At 57.0% G+C, this 16,583-nt stretch carries 15 protein-coding genes, 1 tRNA gene and 1 other RNA gene; 8 read left to right on the top strand and 9 right to left on the bottom strand.

What is annotated here, in order from left to right; translation table 11 throughout:
* Nucleotides 1-63 precede the first annotated feature (63 nt).
* The 6 genes from nuoH to J8E65_RS07525 all read left to right on the top strand — a co-directional run bounded on the left by nuoH (nucleotide 64) and on the right by J8E65_RS07525 (nucleotide 6,180).
* The gene (gene nuoH, locus J8E65_RS07550; RefSeq protein ID WP_210375153.1) at nucleotides 64-1,086 is read left to right on the top strand and encodes an NADH-quinone oxidoreductase subunit NuoH; all 1,023 of its coding nucleotides are present in this window, start codon (nucleotides 64-66) and stop codon (nucleotides 1,084-1,086) included.
* A 1-nt stretch (nucleotide 1,087) separates the two neighbouring features.
* Nucleotides 1,088-1,759: a ribulose-phosphate 3-epimerase gene (rpe, locus tag J8E65_RS07545; RefSeq protein ID WP_210375152.1), complete on the top strand. Its 672-nt coding sequence runs from the start codon at nucleotides 1,088-1,090 to the stop codon at nucleotides 1,757-1,759.
* A 19-nt stretch (nucleotides 1,760-1,778) separates the two neighbouring features.
* Nucleotides 1,779-4,268 (top strand): primosomal protein N', encoded by a 2,490-nt coding sequence (gene priA, locus J8E65_RS07540; RefSeq protein ID WP_210375151.1) that lies wholly within the window; start codon nucleotides 1,779-1,781, stop codon nucleotides 4,266-4,268.
* A gap of 47 nt (nucleotides 4,269-4,315) precedes the next feature.
* An RNA gene (gene ffs / locus J8E65_RS07535) (signal recognition particle sRNA small type) lies at nucleotides 4,316-4,415 on the top strand.
* 74 nt (nucleotides 4,416-4,489) lie between these two features.
* Complete coding sequence (gene yajC / locus J8E65_RS07530; RefSeq protein ID WP_210375150.1) at nucleotides 4,490-4,798, top strand: preprotein translocase subunit YajC; 309 nt, start codon at nucleotides 4,490-4,492, stop codon at nucleotides 4,796-4,798.
* A 65-nt stretch (nucleotides 4,799-4,863) separates the two neighbouring features.
* The gene (locus J8E65_RS07525) at nucleotides 4,864-6,180 is read left to right on the top strand and encodes a bifunctional 3,4-dihydroxy-2-butanone-4-phosphate synthase/GTP cyclohydrolase II (protein ID WP_237181774.1); all 1,317 of its coding nucleotides are present in this window, start codon (nucleotides 4,864-4,866) and stop codon (nucleotides 6,178-6,180) included.
* A gap of 1 nt (nucleotide 6,181) precedes the next feature.
* On the opposite strand, the gene thiL is transcribed toward J8E65_RS07525, so the two are convergent.
* The 7 genes from thiL to J8E65_RS07490 form a co-directional block, all read right to left on the bottom strand.
* Nucleotides 6,182-7,252: a thiamine-phosphate kinase gene (thiL, locus tag J8E65_RS07520; RefSeq protein WP_210375149.1), complete on the bottom strand. Its 1,071-nt coding sequence runs from the start codon at nucleotides 7,250-7,252 to the stop codon at nucleotides 6,182-6,184.
* A 12-nt stretch (nucleotides 7,253-7,264) separates the two neighbouring features.
* Nucleotides 7,265-8,479 carry an anhydro-N-acetylmuramic acid kinase gene (locus J8E65_RS07515; RefSeq protein ID WP_210375148.1) on the bottom strand — a complete coding sequence of 405 codons (1,215 nt, stop codon included), beginning with the start codon at nucleotides 8,477-8,479 and terminating at the stop codon, nucleotides 7,265-7,267.
* 6 nt (nucleotides 8,480-8,485) lie between these two features.
* Nucleotides 8,486-9,139, bottom strand: a complete 654-nt coding sequence (locus J8E65_RS07510) for a tetratricopeptide repeat protein (protein WP_210375147.1) — start codon at nucleotides 9,137-9,139, stop codon at nucleotides 8,486-8,488.
* A gap of 66 nt (nucleotides 9,140-9,205) precedes the next feature.
* Nucleotides 9,206-9,721, bottom strand: coding sequence for an LptE family protein (locus tag J8E65_RS07505; RefSeq protein WP_210375146.1), 516 nt, complete (start codon nucleotides 9,719-9,721; stop codon nucleotides 9,206-9,208).
* Nucleotides 9,708-11,024: a sigma-54 interaction domain-containing protein gene (locus J8E65_RS07500; protein ID WP_210375145.1), complete on the bottom strand. Its 1,317-nt coding sequence runs from the start codon at nucleotides 11,022-11,024 to the stop codon at nucleotides 9,708-9,710. The genes J8E65_RS07505 and J8E65_RS07500 overlap by 14 nt, the downstream gene beginning before the upstream one ends.
* 101 nt (nucleotides 11,025-11,125) lie before the next feature.
* The gene (gene miaB / locus J8E65_RS07495; protein WP_210375144.1) at nucleotides 11,126-12,574 is read right to left on the bottom strand and encodes a tRNA (N6-isopentenyl adenosine(37)-C2)-methylthiotransferase MiaB; all 1,449 of its coding nucleotides are present in this window, start codon (nucleotides 12,572-12,574) and stop codon (nucleotides 11,126-11,128) included.
* 12 nt (nucleotides 12,575-12,586) lie between these two features.
* On the bottom strand, nucleotides 12,587-13,222 hold the full coding sequence (locus J8E65_RS07490) for a riboflavin synthase (protein ID WP_210375143.1): 636 nt from the start codon (nucleotides 13,220-13,222) through the stop codon (nucleotides 12,587-12,589).
* Nucleotides 13,223-13,387: 165 nt separating this feature from the next.
* Here J8E65_RS07490 and J8E65_RS07485 point away from each other — a divergent pair, with 165 nt between their 5' ends.
* Nucleotides 13,388-14,581: an HDOD domain-containing protein gene (locus tag J8E65_RS07485; protein ID WP_210375142.1), complete on the top strand. Its 1,194-nt coding sequence runs from the start codon at nucleotides 13,388-13,390 to the stop codon at nucleotides 14,579-14,581.
* A 3-nt stretch (nucleotides 14,582-14,584) separates the two neighbouring features.
* Here J8E65_RS07485 and ribD read toward each other — a convergent pair whose 3' ends face one another.
* Nucleotides 14,585-15,763: a bifunctional diaminohydroxyphosphoribosylaminopyrimidine deaminase/5-amino-6-(5-phosphoribosylamino)uracil reductase RibD gene (gene ribD, locus J8E65_RS07480; RefSeq protein WP_210375141.1), complete on the bottom strand. Its 1,179-nt coding sequence runs from the start codon at nucleotides 15,761-15,763 to the stop codon at nucleotides 14,585-14,587.
* A complete protein-coding gene (locus tag J8E65_RS07475; RefSeq protein ID WP_237181773.1) occupies nucleotides 15,715-16,392 on the bottom strand; it encodes a hypothetical protein in 678 nt (225 codons plus the stop codon). The genes ribD and J8E65_RS07475 overlap by 49 nt, the downstream gene beginning before the upstream one ends.
* Before the next feature lie 85 nt (nucleotides 16,393-16,477).
* Between J8E65_RS07475 and J8E65_RS07470 the strand changes: the two genes are divergently transcribed.
* Nucleotides 16,478-16,550 (top strand) — tRNA-Gln (locus J8E65_RS07470).
* The last annotated feature ends 33 nt before the right edge of the window (nucleotides 16,551-16,583 follow it).

The following is a 16,583-nucleotide window of genomic DNA, read 5'->3' as shown; positions in this document are numbered from 1 at the left end:
ACGCCTGCAAAGAAAGCAACTGCGTGTCGAAAAACGTGCAAACCCTAAGCCTTCTTAAATACAATGGAGCTGCCGCTGTACTGGACTGCGCTGATTGCGTTTCTCATTATCAATGGAATGCTCTTAACCGCTTCGGTGCTCGTTTATGCCGAGCGTAAAATCTCAGGCTTTATTCAGCACCGACCCGGGCCCAATCGCGTAGGACCTGTGGGCTTTTTGCAGCCTTTTGCTGACGTGGTCAAGCTGCTCTTTAAAGAAGATATCGTTCCCGCTCAGGCGAATCGGTTCATTCATGGGCTGGCACCACTGATCATGGTGACGATCGCCATGACGGTGCCTGCTTTAATTCCTTTTGCCCGTGGCGTTGTGATTGCTGACATTGATGTAGGGGTACTAGCGATTCTGGCCCTTACGTCTATCAGCGTCTATGGCATTACGCTAGCGGGCTGGAGTTCTAACAGCAAGTACTCCCTGTTGGGTGGGCTGCGCTCTTCGGCCCAGATGATTTCTTATGAGCTGGCGATGGGTACCGCTGTGCTCTCGGTTGTGCTGCAAGCCGGCTCACTGAACGTCAGTGCCATCGTTGAAAGCCAGCGCGACGGATGGGCCCTTTTAGGCTGGCACGTGTTTACGAATCCGATTGGGGCCTTGGTGTTTATCGTAACGGCCTTTGCCGAGACCAACCGCCTACCGTTTGACCTGCCTGAAGCCGAGCAAGAGCTGGTCGGGGGGTATCACACGGAATATAGCGGTATGAAGTTTGGCATGTTCTTCCTGGCAGAATACGTCAACCTGTTCGTTGCCTCGTTTGTGATTGCCACCTTCTTCTTTGGTGGGTATTTGGTGCCTTTTGAGCCCCTACTCCTTAGCGTCTTTCCAGCGTTAGAGGGCAGCTTATGGCTGGGGCTGCTACAGTTCCTTTCGCTTTTGGCTAAAACGTGCTTCTTTGCCTTCTTGTACATCTGGGTACGTTGGACCTTCCCGCGTTTCAAGTATAACCAGCTGATGACGCTAGGCTGGAAGTACCTCCTGCCCATTGGCTTGGCCAACGTGATCCTTGTTGCACTCGGCGTAGCCTTGTTCTAAAATGATTCTGGCGCCTTCCATCTTGTCGGCCGATTTTGCTCGCCTAGGGGAGCAGTGCCGCGCCGCCCTCGAGGCTGGTGCAGACTGGATCCACATCGACGTGATGGACGGGCATTTTGTGCCTAACCTGACGATGGGACCGCTCGTGGTCGAGGCCTTGCGGCCGCTGGCCGACGAGCTAGGGGCGGTGTTGGACGTTCACCTGATGGTAGAGCGGCCAGAGCGTTTTCTGGCTGATTTTGCTCGCGCTGGGGCAGACAACCTCACCGTGCATGTCGAAGCCACCCCCCATGTGCACCGGGCCCTCGAGGAGATCCGAATGCTTGGCAAACGGGTAGGCGTTGCGCTCAACCCAGCCACCCCGCTTTCCGCCTTGGAAGAAATCCTTCCTCTGGTGGATCTCATTTTGGTCATGACAGTGGATCCAGGCTTTGGCGGCCAGGAATATATCCCTTTCTGCACAGCCAAGGTGCAACGCTTGCGGGGTTTGCTGAATGCCATCGGTTCACACGCCCATATTGCCGTTGACGGCGGCATCTACCCGCACAACGTAGCTGAGGTCGTACGTGCCGGTGCCACGGTCATTGTAGCCGGCAGCGCCATTTTTAACCAACGTTTGCCTATTGCGCAGAATGTGGCTGCCTTCCGGCAGGCCCTGTTGCTGGAAGCCTAAGGCTGCCGGCGCATAAGCCATGAAGGCCCTCGCTGACATGGTGCAGGTCGCCCTGCCCCTACCCATTGACCAGCTCTTTACCTACCGTGTGCCTCCGGCTTTTCAAGGTCTGGCGCAACCAGGCTGCCGCGTGCTTGTACCGTTTGGAACCCGGCGCCTGACTGGCGTGGTGGTACCGGTTGATCCCCCCGAGTCGCCCCCGACCTCTTTAAAGCCTATTCTGGACGTATTGGATGCGGAGCCGGTCCTAACCGAAGAGTTGCTTGACCTGACCCGATGGATGGCCGACTACTATCTGTGCAGCTGGGGCGAGGTGATCCGGGCAGCTCTTCCTCCTGGACTTGAAGTCGAAAGCCAGCAGCGACTTTATTTGGCCCAACAGCCTCTCAAAGAACTGCACGGCCGCGCAGCTGAAATCCTGCGCTTTGTGACAGCCCATCCTGGGACAACCATCCAGCACTTGCGCCAGACGCTGGGCAGGATCCCCTATGCTTTACTGCACCGACTGCGAGCCAAAGGATACCTCCGCATAGAGGAAGCCTTGAGCGCCCCTCGCGTGCAGATTAAAACTGAGCGGCACGTGCGTTTTACCCCAGCGTATCAGGCGCCGGCAGCCCGAGCGCAGCTGCAGCACCTGCTGCGGGGCATCCGGCAGCGCACCTTAGTTGAAGCGCTCGAGGCCTTCCAACTTGAAGGCAAAAGCGAGCCGGCACAAAGGGATTTGCTTGCACGGGCTGGAGCCACGGCAGCCACACTTCGTCGCCTGGTAGCCCTAGGCGTGCTGGAAATCGTTGAAAAAGAGGTTATCCGTTCGCCTCTAGAGGACGAACCACCACCTCCATCTCCACCGCAATATAGCTTTCATCCTGAACAGGCTGCCGCGCTGGAACGCATTGAGGCTGCCATTAACGCGCAACGGTTTGAGGCGTTTTTGCTACACGGCGTCACCGGCAGCGGTAAAACCGAAGTCTACATTGCTGCACTTAAACAGGTGCGTGCCCAAGGGCGCACAGGCATTGTGCTGGTTCCTGAGATTGCGTTGACGCCCCAGACGGTCCGGCGTTTTCGTGCGCATTTTGGCGACGAGGTCGCTGTGTTGCATTCCCGAATGAGCGATGGCGAACGTTACGATACCTGGCGCCAGCTCCGAGCAGGCCGCTATCCGATTGTCATTGGCCCGCGCTCAGCCGTACTGGCCCCGCTATCGAATCTAGGATTGCTGGTCGTTGATGAAGAGCACGAGCGTTCTTACAAACAGTTCGACCCTGCGCCTCGCTACCACGCCCGCGACGTGGCGGTCTATCGCGCCCGTCACAATCAGGCTGTGTGCATTTTAGGCTCAGCTACGCCCAGCCTAGAAAGCTATGCCAATGCGCGCAGTGGCAAGTACACGTTACTAGAAATGCGGCGCCGTGCCCCAACCGTAGGCCAGCAGCCAGCCCGTTTGCCCACCATTCGCATCATCGATTTGCGCCACACGCGCTTGCAAGAGGGCAGCCCTCTTTCGCCACCGTTAGCACGTGCCATTGCCGAGCGGCTTGAGCGTGGCGAGCAGGTTATTTTACTGCAAAACCGGCGCGGTTTTGCACCGGTCTTGGAGTGTACCCACTGCGGTTGGGCCCCCCACTGCCCTCATTGCTCAGTGACGTTAACCTATCACAAGGTACATCACCAGCTTCGGTGCCATTACTGTGGTTATGCAACAGGCCGTCCCACGCTATGTCCCCAGTGCGACCAACCTACGCTCCTGCCGCTGGGTGCAGGTACACAGCGCGTTGAAGAAGCACTGACGATGCACTTTCCGGAAGCGCGCATCCTGCGTATGGATCTGGACACAACGCGCGCCAAGCGGGCGCATCACCGACTGCTGGATCGCTTTGGCCGTGGTGAAGCCGATATTCTGATTGGCACACAGATGGTTGCCAAAGGGCTTGATTTTGCCCGTGTAACCTTGGTTGGCGTGGTCAATGCAGACGTAGGACTGCTGCTACCCGACTTTCGGGCCGAAGAGCACACGTTTCAGCTCCTCATGCAGGTGGCCGGCAGGGCCGGGCGTGCCGATCGCCCTGGCGAAGTCCTGCTGCAGACGCGTAACCCCAACCACCGCATCTTCCGCTACTTGCTGCGTCACGATTTTGCCGGACTGGCCCGCGAGTTGCTGGCCGAGCGCCGGCAGCTTGGCTATCCACCTTATGCCCGCTTGGCCATAACCGAATGCAGTGGCCCTGACGAAGCACGCGTGCAGGAACAACTGCAGACATGGACAGCCCAATTCCGCACGTTGCTTGCCCAAACGCCGGGCAACCATTGCGTCGAAGTCTTGGGACCAGGACCTGCGCTGCACGAACGTTTACAGGGGCGTTACCGCTACCAGACACTCATTAAGGTTGCCCGCCAGCCTGAGGCACCAGCACTCCAGCCCCTGTTGCGCCAGGCCCTTGAAGCTACAGGACCACTGCCCCAGGGTTATCGGCTGACACTCGACATCGACCCTGCTGGCTTGGTATAGCCTGGCGGAACCTCCGTTCGATACGCTTCGTTGAGTAGCGCCCGGAAGGGCAAGTCCCGTACGGCCAGCTCCCTCTGAACCCCGCCAGGGCCGGAAGGCAGCAACGGTAGGAGGTTGTAGCGGCGCGATACGGTTCGCTTGCCCTTCCTTTTTTGTTGTTTCTTTCAAGGCATCTTATCGTATTTTAGCAGCAATCATTCACCAAGCTTACGCGAACCTCTATGTGGTACAACGTGCTGCTTCTAGCGCAACCTGCCGATGGGGCCCCTAGCCCTCTGGTGACGTTTTTGCCGCTGATTTTGATTTTTATCGTGTTTTACTTTTTCCTCATTCGCCCCCAGAAAAAGAAAGAAGAGCAGCGCCAAAAGATGATCGCTGCGTTAAAGAAAGGCGATAAGGTGGTAACCATTGGCGGCATTCACGGCACCGTTACCCAGGTCGACGAAACCAGCTTGTTGCTGCAAGTCGATACCAACACCAAGCTGCGCGTTGAAAAGTCGGCCATTGCTACCGTTTTGTCCAAAGAATAGCCCCCAGAGAACTCGGGCCAGTGCCATCGGTTCAACTTCGCGCAGTAAGCCCAAGAGCATGCCATATGGCCTTTGAACCACTCAATCCCCACGAATCTACGCCACCATGCTGCGCGGCTTCTGGGGAAGGCACGGCTTCGCCGTTTGACACGATTGAAGATGCGATTGCCGACATTCGGGCAGGGAAACTGGTCATTGTGGTAGACGATGAAGATCGGGAAAACGAAGGCGACTTTATTGGAGCAGCTGAAAAAATTACGCCCGAATGGGTCAACTTTATGACCAAATACGGGCGGGGGCTGATCTGTGTGGCGCTCACCCCAGAGCGGACGGTAGAGCTAGACCTAGATCTCATGACGCCCACCAACACAGCCCTGCACGAGACGGCCTTTACCGTATCGGTCGACTATCGCCACGGCACCACCACAGGCATCTCTGCAGCCGATCGGGCCGCCACCATCCGGGCTTTGGCCGATCCGACAGCACGCCCGTCGGACTTTGCCCGTCCGGGCCATGTCTTTCCCTTGCGGGCACGCCCAGGTGGCGTGTTGCGCCGCGCTGGCCATACCGAAGCCGCTGTCGACCTAGCCCGGTTGGCTGGCCTTTACCCTGCAGGGGTATTGGTGGAGATTCTCAACGACGACGGTACTATGGCCCGCGTGCCCGAGCTCGTGGCGCTGGCTCGACAGTTTGGATTGCGCTTAATTACGATCAAAGATCTGATCGCCTATCGGATGCGCACCGAGCGGCTGATCAATCGGCTTGTTGAAGTCGATCTGCCTACAAAGTACGGGAACTTCCGGCTGATTGCCTACGAAGAGCGCTACACCGGCGACGTCCATCTAGCGCTTGTGAAAGGATCTTGGCAGGAAGACGAGCCCGTGCTGGTGCGCGTCCATTCCCAGTGCGTTACAGGCGATATTTTTGGCTCCTTACGTTGCGACTGTGGGGAGCAGCTTGCGGCAGCCATGCGCCGCGTCGAAGCAGAAGGCCGAGGCGTTGTGCTCTATATGAAGCAAGAAGGACGCGGCATTGGCTTGGTCAATAAGCTCCGTGCCTACAAGCTACAAGACGAACAGGGACTGGACACTGTTGAAGCCAACCTAGCACTGGGCTTCCAGATGGACCATCGCGACTATGGCATTGGCTGCCAGATTCTGCGTGACCTAGGCATTCGGAAGCTGCGCCTGATGACCAACAACCCACGCAAGCGCGTAGGCTTGGCCGGCTACGGGCTGGAAATCGTCGAGCGTGTGCCGATTGAAATCCCGCCCAATGAGGTCAACCGGCGCTATCTGCTTACCAAGCGGGACCGCATGGGCCATTTAATCCTCAACCACCTCGACGAGCACGACCGCAGCGTGCTTGGTCAGCTGTTTTAGCTTATCCCAGCAAATCGGCTTCACCATCTTCCTCTTGACGGAAATGCTGATAACCGGCGGGGTCTAGCGGAATCACGGCCCCTTCAGGCGTTTGTACCTGTACCCCATGCTCTGCTGGTAGAAATTCGCCGATAACATTGAAAGAAAGCGGATCGAGCCGCTCCAGCTGATCAGGGGGTAGGGCGAAAAGCAGCTCATAGTCTTCGCCCCCAAAAAGGGCATAGGTATCGACATCTTCAGCAAAGCGGTCAGCCACGTCGCGTGTTTCCAGGGCCACAGGGATAGCCGCAGCATGGACCAATGCCCCACAGCCGCTGTGCCGGCACAAATGATGCACTTCGGAAGCCAAACCGTCTGAGATATCGATCAAGGCATGCGGCCGCACGCCTCGCTGACGCCAATCCCGAATTACGTCAAGACGAGCTTGCGGCAGCAGTTGCCGCTGGATCACATAGCGAAAAGGCTCTAGGTCAGGTTTGTAGTTTAGCCCCTCTTCTTTGAGCGCCTTACGTTCTTCCAGCAGAATCTTGAGCCCTGCGTAGGCAGCGCCCAAGTCGCCCGTCACGCACAGCAGATCGCCAGGCCGGGCTCCTCGTCGGAAGATGATCTCATCGAGCCGGGCCTCGCCGACCACGGTAATGGAAATGCACAGGGCATGCGCGGCCGTGGTATCGCCCCCTACAAGGGTTAGTCCATACGCTTCGCAGGCACGCCGGATGCCTCGATAAAAAGCTTCGGCCATCTCAACCGAAATCTTTGAAGGTAGGCCTAAGGTAATGGTCGCATACCTAGGCTCGGCATTCATGGCCACTACATCGCTTACGTTAACCGCAATGGCCTTATAGCCTAGATGCTCCATGGGCGTCATCAGCCGATCGAAATGCACGCCCTCAAGCAGGGCATCGCTGGTAATCACATGCACGGTTTCTTGGTCGGGCAGGCGATAAACGGCGGCATCGTCGCCAATGCCCATGATCAGGTCCGGATCGGCAGGTTCACCCAAGATGGCTTGCAACCGATCGATCAGTCCAAATTCGCCAACTTCACGAATGGGCGTAAAGGGTTCACTCATTGTTGTTACCGTTCAGGCTGGAAGGCACAACTTACCCAATAGCGTGGCTTTGCGGGCCCCAGTTACGCGGGGTAGGTTTGTCGGTACGCCGTTGAGCAGCTCATGGGCCAGCACGGCAAAGCAGCAGGCCTCTTTAGCATCAGGATCCAAGCCGTAGTCGGCCGTTGTGCGCACCGGAATAGGAGCAAAGTAACGTTCAAGGAGCGCCATCAGCGTGTGGTTATGAACGCCACCGCCCGAGACGATAAGCACATCCAACGGATGCTGCTTGCGCACGTAACGCGCATAAGCCTGGTAAACTGCCGCAGCCGTCAGTGCCGTCAGCGTAGCCATCTGGTCATGGGGATCGGTTATCCCCTCGGTTCTTGCCTGCTCGAGGTAGGCTTCTAGAAAGGCTTCCCCAAAGTACTCTCGACCTGTGGACTTAGGCGGTGGTTTTAAAAAGTATGGGTCGCAGAGCAGACTGGCAAGCAAGCTTTCGTTGACGCGCCCTTGCGCTGCATGTTGTCCTTCGGGATCGTAGGGTATGCCCCAAAGCCGTTTAGCCAGTGCATCAATCAGCATGTTACCTGGTCCAGTATCAAAGGCATAAACGTCGTCTGGCAACGCGTTGGCTGGGAGCACCGTTAGGTTGGCAATGCCCCCAATGTTCAACAAACCACGCGTTTCGGTAGGATGTGCAAAATACACGTAGTCAAAGTAAGGCACCAGAGGCGCCCCTTGCCCCCCTAAGGCCATATCGGCCAGTCGAAAGTCGCCCACCACAGGCACACCCAGCAGGTTTGCCAGTATCGAAGGGTCACCAAGCTGAAACGTAGCCGTTACCTCTGCACCCGCACAGGCTACTGGCTCAGGCACATGATGCACGGTTTGCCCATGCGATCCAACCAAGTCTAGGGCTTCAAGGGGTAACCCAACCTTGTGCAACACGTCTTGCACGGCTTCGGCATACAGTTGCGCCAGGCGTACGTTCAGTAGCGCTAGGTCACGTACGGAAGAATGCCCTGGCTGGCTATTGCGTAGCAGGAGCGCACGCAATGCTTCAGGAAAGGGACGGTGCGCGAAGGCTTTGAGCTCAAGCGAAAGCCCACGTCCACTGCCTGCTACGTAAACCAAGGCGGCATCGATACCATCGAGCGAGGTGCCGCTCATCAAGCCCACAACGTGCCGTGCATCACGCTGCCAAAGGCGCTGCCAGCACAAGGGAAGAGATGACGGCGTATGCATAGCCTGTTAGCCCGTCTGTTGCGCGGCCTTAGCGCGCATTTCTGCTGCCCTTTGACGGTAGGATTCGGCACGTTCAGGGTGTTGCTGGGCTAGCTTTTCATAGACCCGGGCAGCCTCGGCGTACTGTTCCTGTGCCGCATAGATACGCGCCAGCGTTTCCGAAACCAAGTCGTCGACGTCCTGCTCCAGTTCCGGTGGCGGGATATCTTCTAAGTCGGGACGGGGCACAATGCGCGCCGACTCCAGCTCGGCAATCAGTCGGTCTATGTCCAAATCATCGGTTTGCGTAAGCGCCGAGCTCGCTTCAGTTGGAGCTGTTTGCGCAAGCTGGCGAAGCGGTTCGGGTAATTGTGCCAGGGCAGGGTCGGGCAGCGCAGACGTAAGGGCATCTGAGGGGGCTTCTGGCAGCGTAAGCTGTCGCAAAGCACGGCGCAAGCCTTGCTGCACCACAGGACTCTCGGGCAACCAAAACGCAAGTCGCTGCCAGACTTCCAATGCCTCGTCCCATCTTCCATCGGCCTCCAAGGCCCGAGCCAGAAGCAGCTGGGCTGCACTCCAGGCTGGAAAGCGCTCTACCAGTGGGTAGAGCAGCACCAGCGCCTGGCGGGGCTGTCCTGTTTCAATGTAACGTAGCGCATCGCGCAGGTCTGGAAGCGCCATGGTTTTGGCCGGGCAGATTGCCAATCGAACACAAGATACAACGAATGCTGCCGTCTTGCCAGGTACTTACCAATTGGCTGTAGCTGCTGCGAAAATATCATCTGCCAGGTTACGCAGCACAACCTGGACAGCCTCTTCTTCTCCTGCCAGTCCTTGCCTTACTGGATCGTATTCCTCAAAAGCAGAGAAGCTGCGCGCAAGCAATTCTTGGTCGTTTACCTGATCGACGTAGCGTACGGTAACGGTGATTGTCACGCGGTTGCGTTCGGCCTGTTCGGCCCCCCCTACAGCGGTAGGTTCATTGGTGTAGCGATCGATGCGCACTTCAAGCAGCGCATCGGCCGATCCAGGTTCTGGCTCCAGCGACAGGCGCGTCTGGTTCACAAAACGATCGATCAGCAGGTTGGTCAGCTGTTGGTCTAAGTTCGCAAACGGACTGCTAGAACGATCCTCTACCAGTGGGATGGCAATGGTGCGCAGATGCGTGGGAATGGTTGCGCCGGTAAAGCTATAGTAGGCACAACCGCTTAACCCGACCAGCAGCAATCCGATGCCCAGCCGGTATCTGCTAAAACGCCTCATCGATCTCTTTGAGCTTGCGGTAAAGCGTGCGCTCGCTAATACCCAGAGCCCTAGCAGCCTGTCGTCGATTGCCCTTATAACGCTTCAGTGCTTCAACAATCAGCCATCGCTCCGCTTCGGCCAGCGTGGGGAGTTTTTCCCCGTTTAGCGAGCCTAAAGCAGCGGTGTTCTCTTGAGCAGCTGCACTGCTTGCCGCCTCAGTCTGCGCTGTTTCCTGTTGCGGCGTAGGATGAAGCGGTTCGTAGTCGATTTCGTCCGCTTCCTCAAAGGGAACGTCTTCGACAAATGCGGCATCTTCTGCCTCTGCCCAAACCGAGCTAGGGGGCGAGAAATGCTTCATCGGTGCCGGCAGCTGTTCAGGTCTTGGTATCTGTTCACCTACCAGGCGATGGAGCAATGCCTTGATTTCCTGCACGCCTAGCCGCAACTCCAGTAGCAGCCGGTAGATAAGCTCTCGCTCTCGGGCATCTTGACCTTCTTGTCCTGAAAGGCGAGGCATTGGGATTAGGCTACGCCCTGTGCTTACCCCCCGCAAAAGCGAACGCAGATCTTCAGCGCTGATGATAGGCTTGTTGAGCAGCACTGCTACCTGCTCGGCCACGTTGCGCAGTTCGCGCACATTGCCCGGCCAGTGGTAGCGCAGCAGGAGTTGCCGCGCTCCCTCATCCAGACGCCGCATTGGCGTACTATAGCGCTGCGCTGCCCGCTGCAAGAAGTACTCAAACAGCGGCAAAATGTCTTCGCGTCGCTCCCGAAGCGGCGGAATTTCAATAACAACGGTACTAATGCGGTAATAAAGATCCTCCCGGAAGAGGCCTGCACGAACGGCTTTAGCCAGGTCTTTGTTTGTAGCTGCAATCACCCGCACATCGGTTTTGATCGGGCGGCTAGATCCTACGCGACTAAACTCTCCGGTCTCCAAGACGCGGAGCAGACGCACCTGCGCTGCCAAGGGCATCTCGCCAATCTCATCTAAAAAGATCGTCCCGCCATCGGCTTCCTCAAAGTATCCCTTACGGCGTTCAACTGCACCTGTATAAGCACCTTTTTCGGCGCCAAACAATTCCGACTCGATCAATCCTTCTGGAATAGCCCCGCAGTTGACAATCACAAAAGGCCCATGCCGCCGTGGACTAATTTCGTGAATCGCATGCGCCAGCAATTCTTTACCTACACCGCTTTCGCCTTGAAGCAATACGGTAATATCGGTGCGCGCTACCAAACGAACGCGATCGATCACATTGCGGATGGCCTGCGATTGCCCGATAATCCCAAAGCGCTGCTGAATGGCTTCCCGATCCATATCATGTTTAGCGTAAACGCTTACGAGCTTCTGACAAGGAGCCTTGTGGGATAAAATACCAAAACATGCCCTGTCAGGTTGTCACAGAGTGGTGACAGGCTTCAAAGCCGGCCTGTTTCCACGCGTGCAGCTTCAGCCAGCGTCGTGCGCGCTAGGGGATCGCCAAACAGCGTGGCCGAGGTGCAGCCGGTAATCCGCACCAACACATACTCGCCCGCATGAAACGTCTGCCGGTCAAAGACCACCATTTTGTTTGTGTCGGTACGGCCGCAAAGCTGATCTGATCCACGCTTCGCTGGACCCTCAATTAAAACGGTATGCACGCGGCCGATTTCCTTGCGGTTGTTTTCAAGCGAAATGCGGGTTTGCAATTCAATGATTTCCTGCAAGCGCCGCTTTTTGACCTCCAAGGGCACATCGTCCTTGTACTTACGGGCAGCGTAGGTTCCCGGGCGCTCTGAGTAGAGAAACATGTAGGCGTGGTCGAAACGCACCTGCTCAAGCAGCGAGAGCGTATCTTGATGTTCCGCTTCGGTTTCTCCGCAAAATCCTGCAATAACGTCGGTCGAAAGTGCAATGCCAGGGACAATGCGCCGGGCGCGTTCAATAAGCGCTAGGTACTGTTCCCGCGTATAGGTGCGACGCATGCGGCGCAGCACATCGGTATTGCCATGTTGAACTGGCAAGTGAATGTAATTACATACGTTATGACACTCGCGGTGCACGTAAAGCAGCTCGTCGGAGCAGTCTTTAGGATGGCTGGTGGAGTAGCGCACGCGCAGCTCCGGCGAAATCCGACTGATCCGGTAAAGTAGTTCTGGAAAGGTGACTACCGTGCCATCGGCAACGTAGCGGTAAGAATTGACGTTTTGCCCCAGCACGGTCACTTCTAGGTAGCCCTCTTCGACCAGGCGTGCACATTCGTCCAGGATACTTTGGACCGGTCGGCTGCGCTCGCGACCACGCGTAAATGGCACCACGCAAAAGGCGCACATGTTGTCGCAGCCGCGCATGATCGACACGTAGGCCGTCACGCCGTTGGAGTCGTAGCGGACCGGGGCAATATCGGCATACGTCTCTTCACGCGAGAGCTGAACGTTGACCGCGGCTTGGCCTGTGGTTTCCGCTGCTTCAAGTAGCTGTGGCAGCTCTCGATAGGCATCCGGCCCTACCACCAAGTCTACCAGCTGCTCTTGCTCAAGTAGCTTGTGGCGTAACCGCTCAGCCATGCATCCCAGGATGCCAATTTGCAAGCCTGGGCGGCGTTTGCGTTTATGGGCCCGAAACACATCGAGGCGATGACGCACCTTTTGTTCCGCATTTTCCCGAATGGCGCAGGTGTTAAGCAGCACCACATCGGCTTCCTCTGGGTTGCGTGTCAACCCAAAACCGTGCGCCCGCAAGATGGCCGCCACGATCTCCGAATCGGAGACGTTCATTTGGCAGCCGTAGGTTTCGATATATACTTTGCGCGCCCCTTCGCTCTCCTGGGCTGTCAGCCGAGGCGCATCCAACTCATCCAAAATTTCCAGGTCTGGAATCAGGTTCATAACCCACGCGTCTTAAGCACCTTTGGGAAGTAAAGAACGCAAGCGCTCAAAGCTTGGGTCCTCGCGTTGCGTAAGCCAAGCAACAACGTACTTACCGAGCACATCGAATTCGATGTTGACACGGCTACCAGGCTGCCAGGTCGACACGTTGGTCTTTGCCAACGTATGGGGAATGATGGCGACCGTTAGCGTATCGCTTTCGAGACGGGCTACGGTCAGACTAATGCCATCAAGAGCGATTGACCCGGTAGGCACCACATACGCCCGAAAAGCTTCCGGAAAACGAATGCGGTAAAGGCGACCTGTAGCTTCTGGGATGATTTCGAGCACCTCACCAATCGTATCGACATGACCCTGTACAAAATGGCCATCCAGCCGCGCCCCAACCTGAAGCGCCCGTTCCAGGTTAACCGGCATCCCAGGTGTTAGGTCGCCTAAAGTAGTTTTACGCAGCGTCTCTTCTACCACCACAACCTCAAAGTGCGATGCGCTGGCCGACACTACCGTCAGGCATGCCCCATTGACCGCTACACTTTGATCGGGGCGTAGCGTTTGTGCCATCGGTGCCGCAACCGTCAGCCGCATTCCTCCACCCAGCGGCTCGACCTGCTGCACACGCCCCACTTCTTCGATAATGCCCGTAAACACGACCCTTTCACCCTAGGCATAGTTCTTGTTAAAAAGGGCATACGTAGCGGGAAGGTACCTTAACGACGTCCGTAAGTTTCGGTTTTTTCTAAACAGCCGAAACTTGACACGTGGAGGACTTCCGTTACGCTCTTACCCTCCGGGAATTACAAATCGTAGCTAACGATGGCCGCCCCAATTCCCGACTATATTCTTGAGAGTGTTCGTTCGCTCCCCCCGCTTCCGGCAGCCGTCGAACGCCTGCTGGCCTTGTCTCGTGAACCTGAGGTAGACTTTCGCAAAGTTATCCAGGTGATCGAGTCGGACCCAGCGCTAACCGCCCGTATGCTTCGGGCTGCGAATTCGGCTTTTTACGGTGTCTCGCGGCGTGTGCAGACCGTGCAGCAGGCCATTGTGCTGCTGGGTCATGAAGCCGTGATCAACCTGGCTTTAGGCATTTCTGTGTTAAATTTGAAGCGTAACCTGCTTAAGCAATGGCCAGGCGATCCTTCGGCGTTTTGGCGGCATAGCATCACGGTAGCTCTGCTGGCCCGTGAACTAGCCCGCGCCCTGCATTGCGCCAACAGTGAGGAAGCCTTTGTCGCGGGACTTTTGCACGACATTGGCAAGCTCGTGCTCCTAACCCACCATGGGGTAGTCTATGCCCAGGCTTTGCTGGCGGCACGTCAAGGCCCTGAGCCATTGCATGTTTTGGAACGAGAGCTGTTTGAAGTCGACCACGCTGTAGCTGGCTACGCCCTCTGTTTGCACTGGCACCTTCCCGATACACTGGCCCAAGCGGTAGCCGAGCATCACGCCGAGCAGCCTCCGGCTACACGTACTACAGCGGAACTGGTCTACGAGGCAAACGAGCTGGCGAAGCGCCTGGGCCTAGGCGAAAGCGGGAATGCCTTTACAACGCTTCGAACTGGCCCCATGCCTCCACATCGCCGTCTGCCTTTTGATCGATTTGTCGATCAGGTACATCAGCTTCTAGAAGAACTGGCCCATATCGAGTCGCTTTTAGAAGGCGTCACGCAGCCTGAAGCGCCTCCAAGTCTGCCTGTGCGCATGCGCGGCATCGTTCACTTGCACCTGCGCGATCCACATGTAATCGATCTGTTCCGCATCGTGCTTTGGTCGATGGGCTACGAGGCGATTGTGGTGGGCGAAACTGAAGTCGTTACTCCTCATGCCTCACGCCTTTTGGGCTTGGTTGCCGACGCCTCGCTCCCGGCAACGCGTCGCGTGGTTTATCTCCAGCAGGGCATTCCTGTGCTAGACGTACCGTTCCCACCCAGTGCCATCTATGTTGACCTACCGGCATTGCGGCGACGCCTAACCCAAATGCTTATGCAGCAAACCGTAGCAGCTGCTTGAAGCTCAGGCTCGCAGGTAGCCTATAAACAGTAGGTCTTCGCCCACTTCAGTCCATCGATGTAGGGCAAACGTTATGCTTTCCTCGATTTGCCGTATGCCTAAATCGTTCAGCAAAGCTATGCCCCCACCAAACAGCCGTGGCGCCACAAACAGGAAAAACCGATCTACTAGCCTCTGGCAAAGCAAGGCCGTAGCCAAGCGTGGCCCCGCTTCGACAAGCACCGACTGCATGGGGCGCCCTTCTAGGCCTCCTTCACGCCCTAAACGTTCCAAAAGCACGGCTAAATCTAGATGGCCTGCTTGTAGCGGCAGCTGCCACAACCTACCCCCTTTTTGCATTAAGGATTGCGCATAAGCAGGCTGAACCGCTGGCCCCACAACGGCTAGCGTGGCGGCTACCTGTTCATCCGTAAAGACCCGGAGTGTTGGTGGCAGCGTTCCAGTCCGGTCAAGCACAATGCGCACAGGCTGCCGGCCCTCTACGTGTCGCACGGTCAAGGCTGGATCATCCATCGCGGCTGTAGTGCTACCTACCAACACCCCGTCAAGCACGGCCCGCCAGTGGTGCACCAGCACGCGCGCTGCCTTACCCGAAATCCAGCGGGATTGGCCTGCCCGCGTAGCCACAAAACCATCCAGCGTCTGCGCCATTTTCAGTGTTACCAACGGCCGACCTGTTTGGACGTGATGTACAAAAGCTTCATTAAAACGCCTGCAAATCGCCTCCAGCACACCCACCTCTACCTGCACCCCATGGGTTCTCAACCGCGCAATACCGCGACCTGCTACCTGTGGAAATGGGTCGACCATACCCACCACCACACGCGGAATGCCATGGGCCAAGATGAAGTCTGCGCATGGCGGCGTTTTACCATAATGCGCACAAGGTTCCAGATTAACGTATAGGGTTGCCTGCCGCAGCGCCTCCGGCCCATGCCGACGCAATGCTTCTTCAATAGCGATGCGCTCGGCATGCGGACCGCCGTAGGTGTGATGCCACCCTTCAGCAAGCACCTGACCGTTAGCACCCACGAGCACAGCCCCCACCATAGGATTAGGACTCACGTGCCCAGCCCCGCGAAAGGCCAGTTCCAAACAGCGCACCATGTAGCGCTCGGCTTCGGTACGCGCCGTCAGATCTCCTGGATGTAATCCGGCAGCGAGGGGCCATCCAGCATCCATTGCTCAAAGTAAAAACGTTCTTCGGTACGGGCCTTGGAATACGGCACTAAAAAACGTCGCACTGCTGGACAAGGATGCGCCTGCAACGCCGTCTTAAAGGATGCTAAAAGCGGCACGTCGGCAAACAAGTGCCAGTCGTAGCCGTGATGAGCTGGCTCTCGCAACGCGACCAAGCAACCGTCGTTGAGCAATGCCTGCAGCGTTTTACGACTTTCCTGGCGATCAGCAGTTACCAAGAGCGCAGGAAAAACGGGCAAAACTGCGGTTTTTCCACCAATGAGTACTGCTGTTGCATCTGGTTGTGCCACTACCTGACCTAGCACGTCAGCCTCCAGCACATGCGTATCACCGCCCTCATCCACCTGCCACCAAAAAGGCCAGTGTTGTAATACTTGGCATAGCGGAGGTACAAAAGCCTCAGGCAGCAGCGCCGTTAGTCCGATGCGCAGGCGTTCAAGATCCGTTCCAGCTAGATATACGCGATAGTAACAAGGCGCTCCCGCAACAGGGGGCCAGACAAGGGTCTCTGGCTCCAGCGCTGCCGGTTCTTCATAGAAGACTTTAAGGATTTGCGGCACGGCAAGTTGTCTACCCAACTTAAGTGCAGCCACACCCCGTTTAGCGCCCATAGGTTCCCTAACCTTGAGCGAAGTGCATCAAAGACCCCTTTGGAACCGAGTAGCGCTTTATGCATTGCATAGCACGCTTTGCCACTGCCCGGTAGCTTAATTGGCAGAGCACCTGACTCTGGATCAGGGGGTTGGAGGTTCGAGTCCTCCCCGGGCAGCGCAACAAGGGGCCGTTCCTCTAAGAACGGCCC

This window comes from Rhodothermus bifroesti (assembly GCF_017908595.1).
Taxonomy (GTDB): Bacteria; Bacteroidota; Rhodothermia; order Rhodothermales; family Rhodothermaceae; genus Rhodothermus; species Rhodothermus bifroesti.
This window is presented reverse-complemented; position numbering and strand designations above follow the sequence as displayed.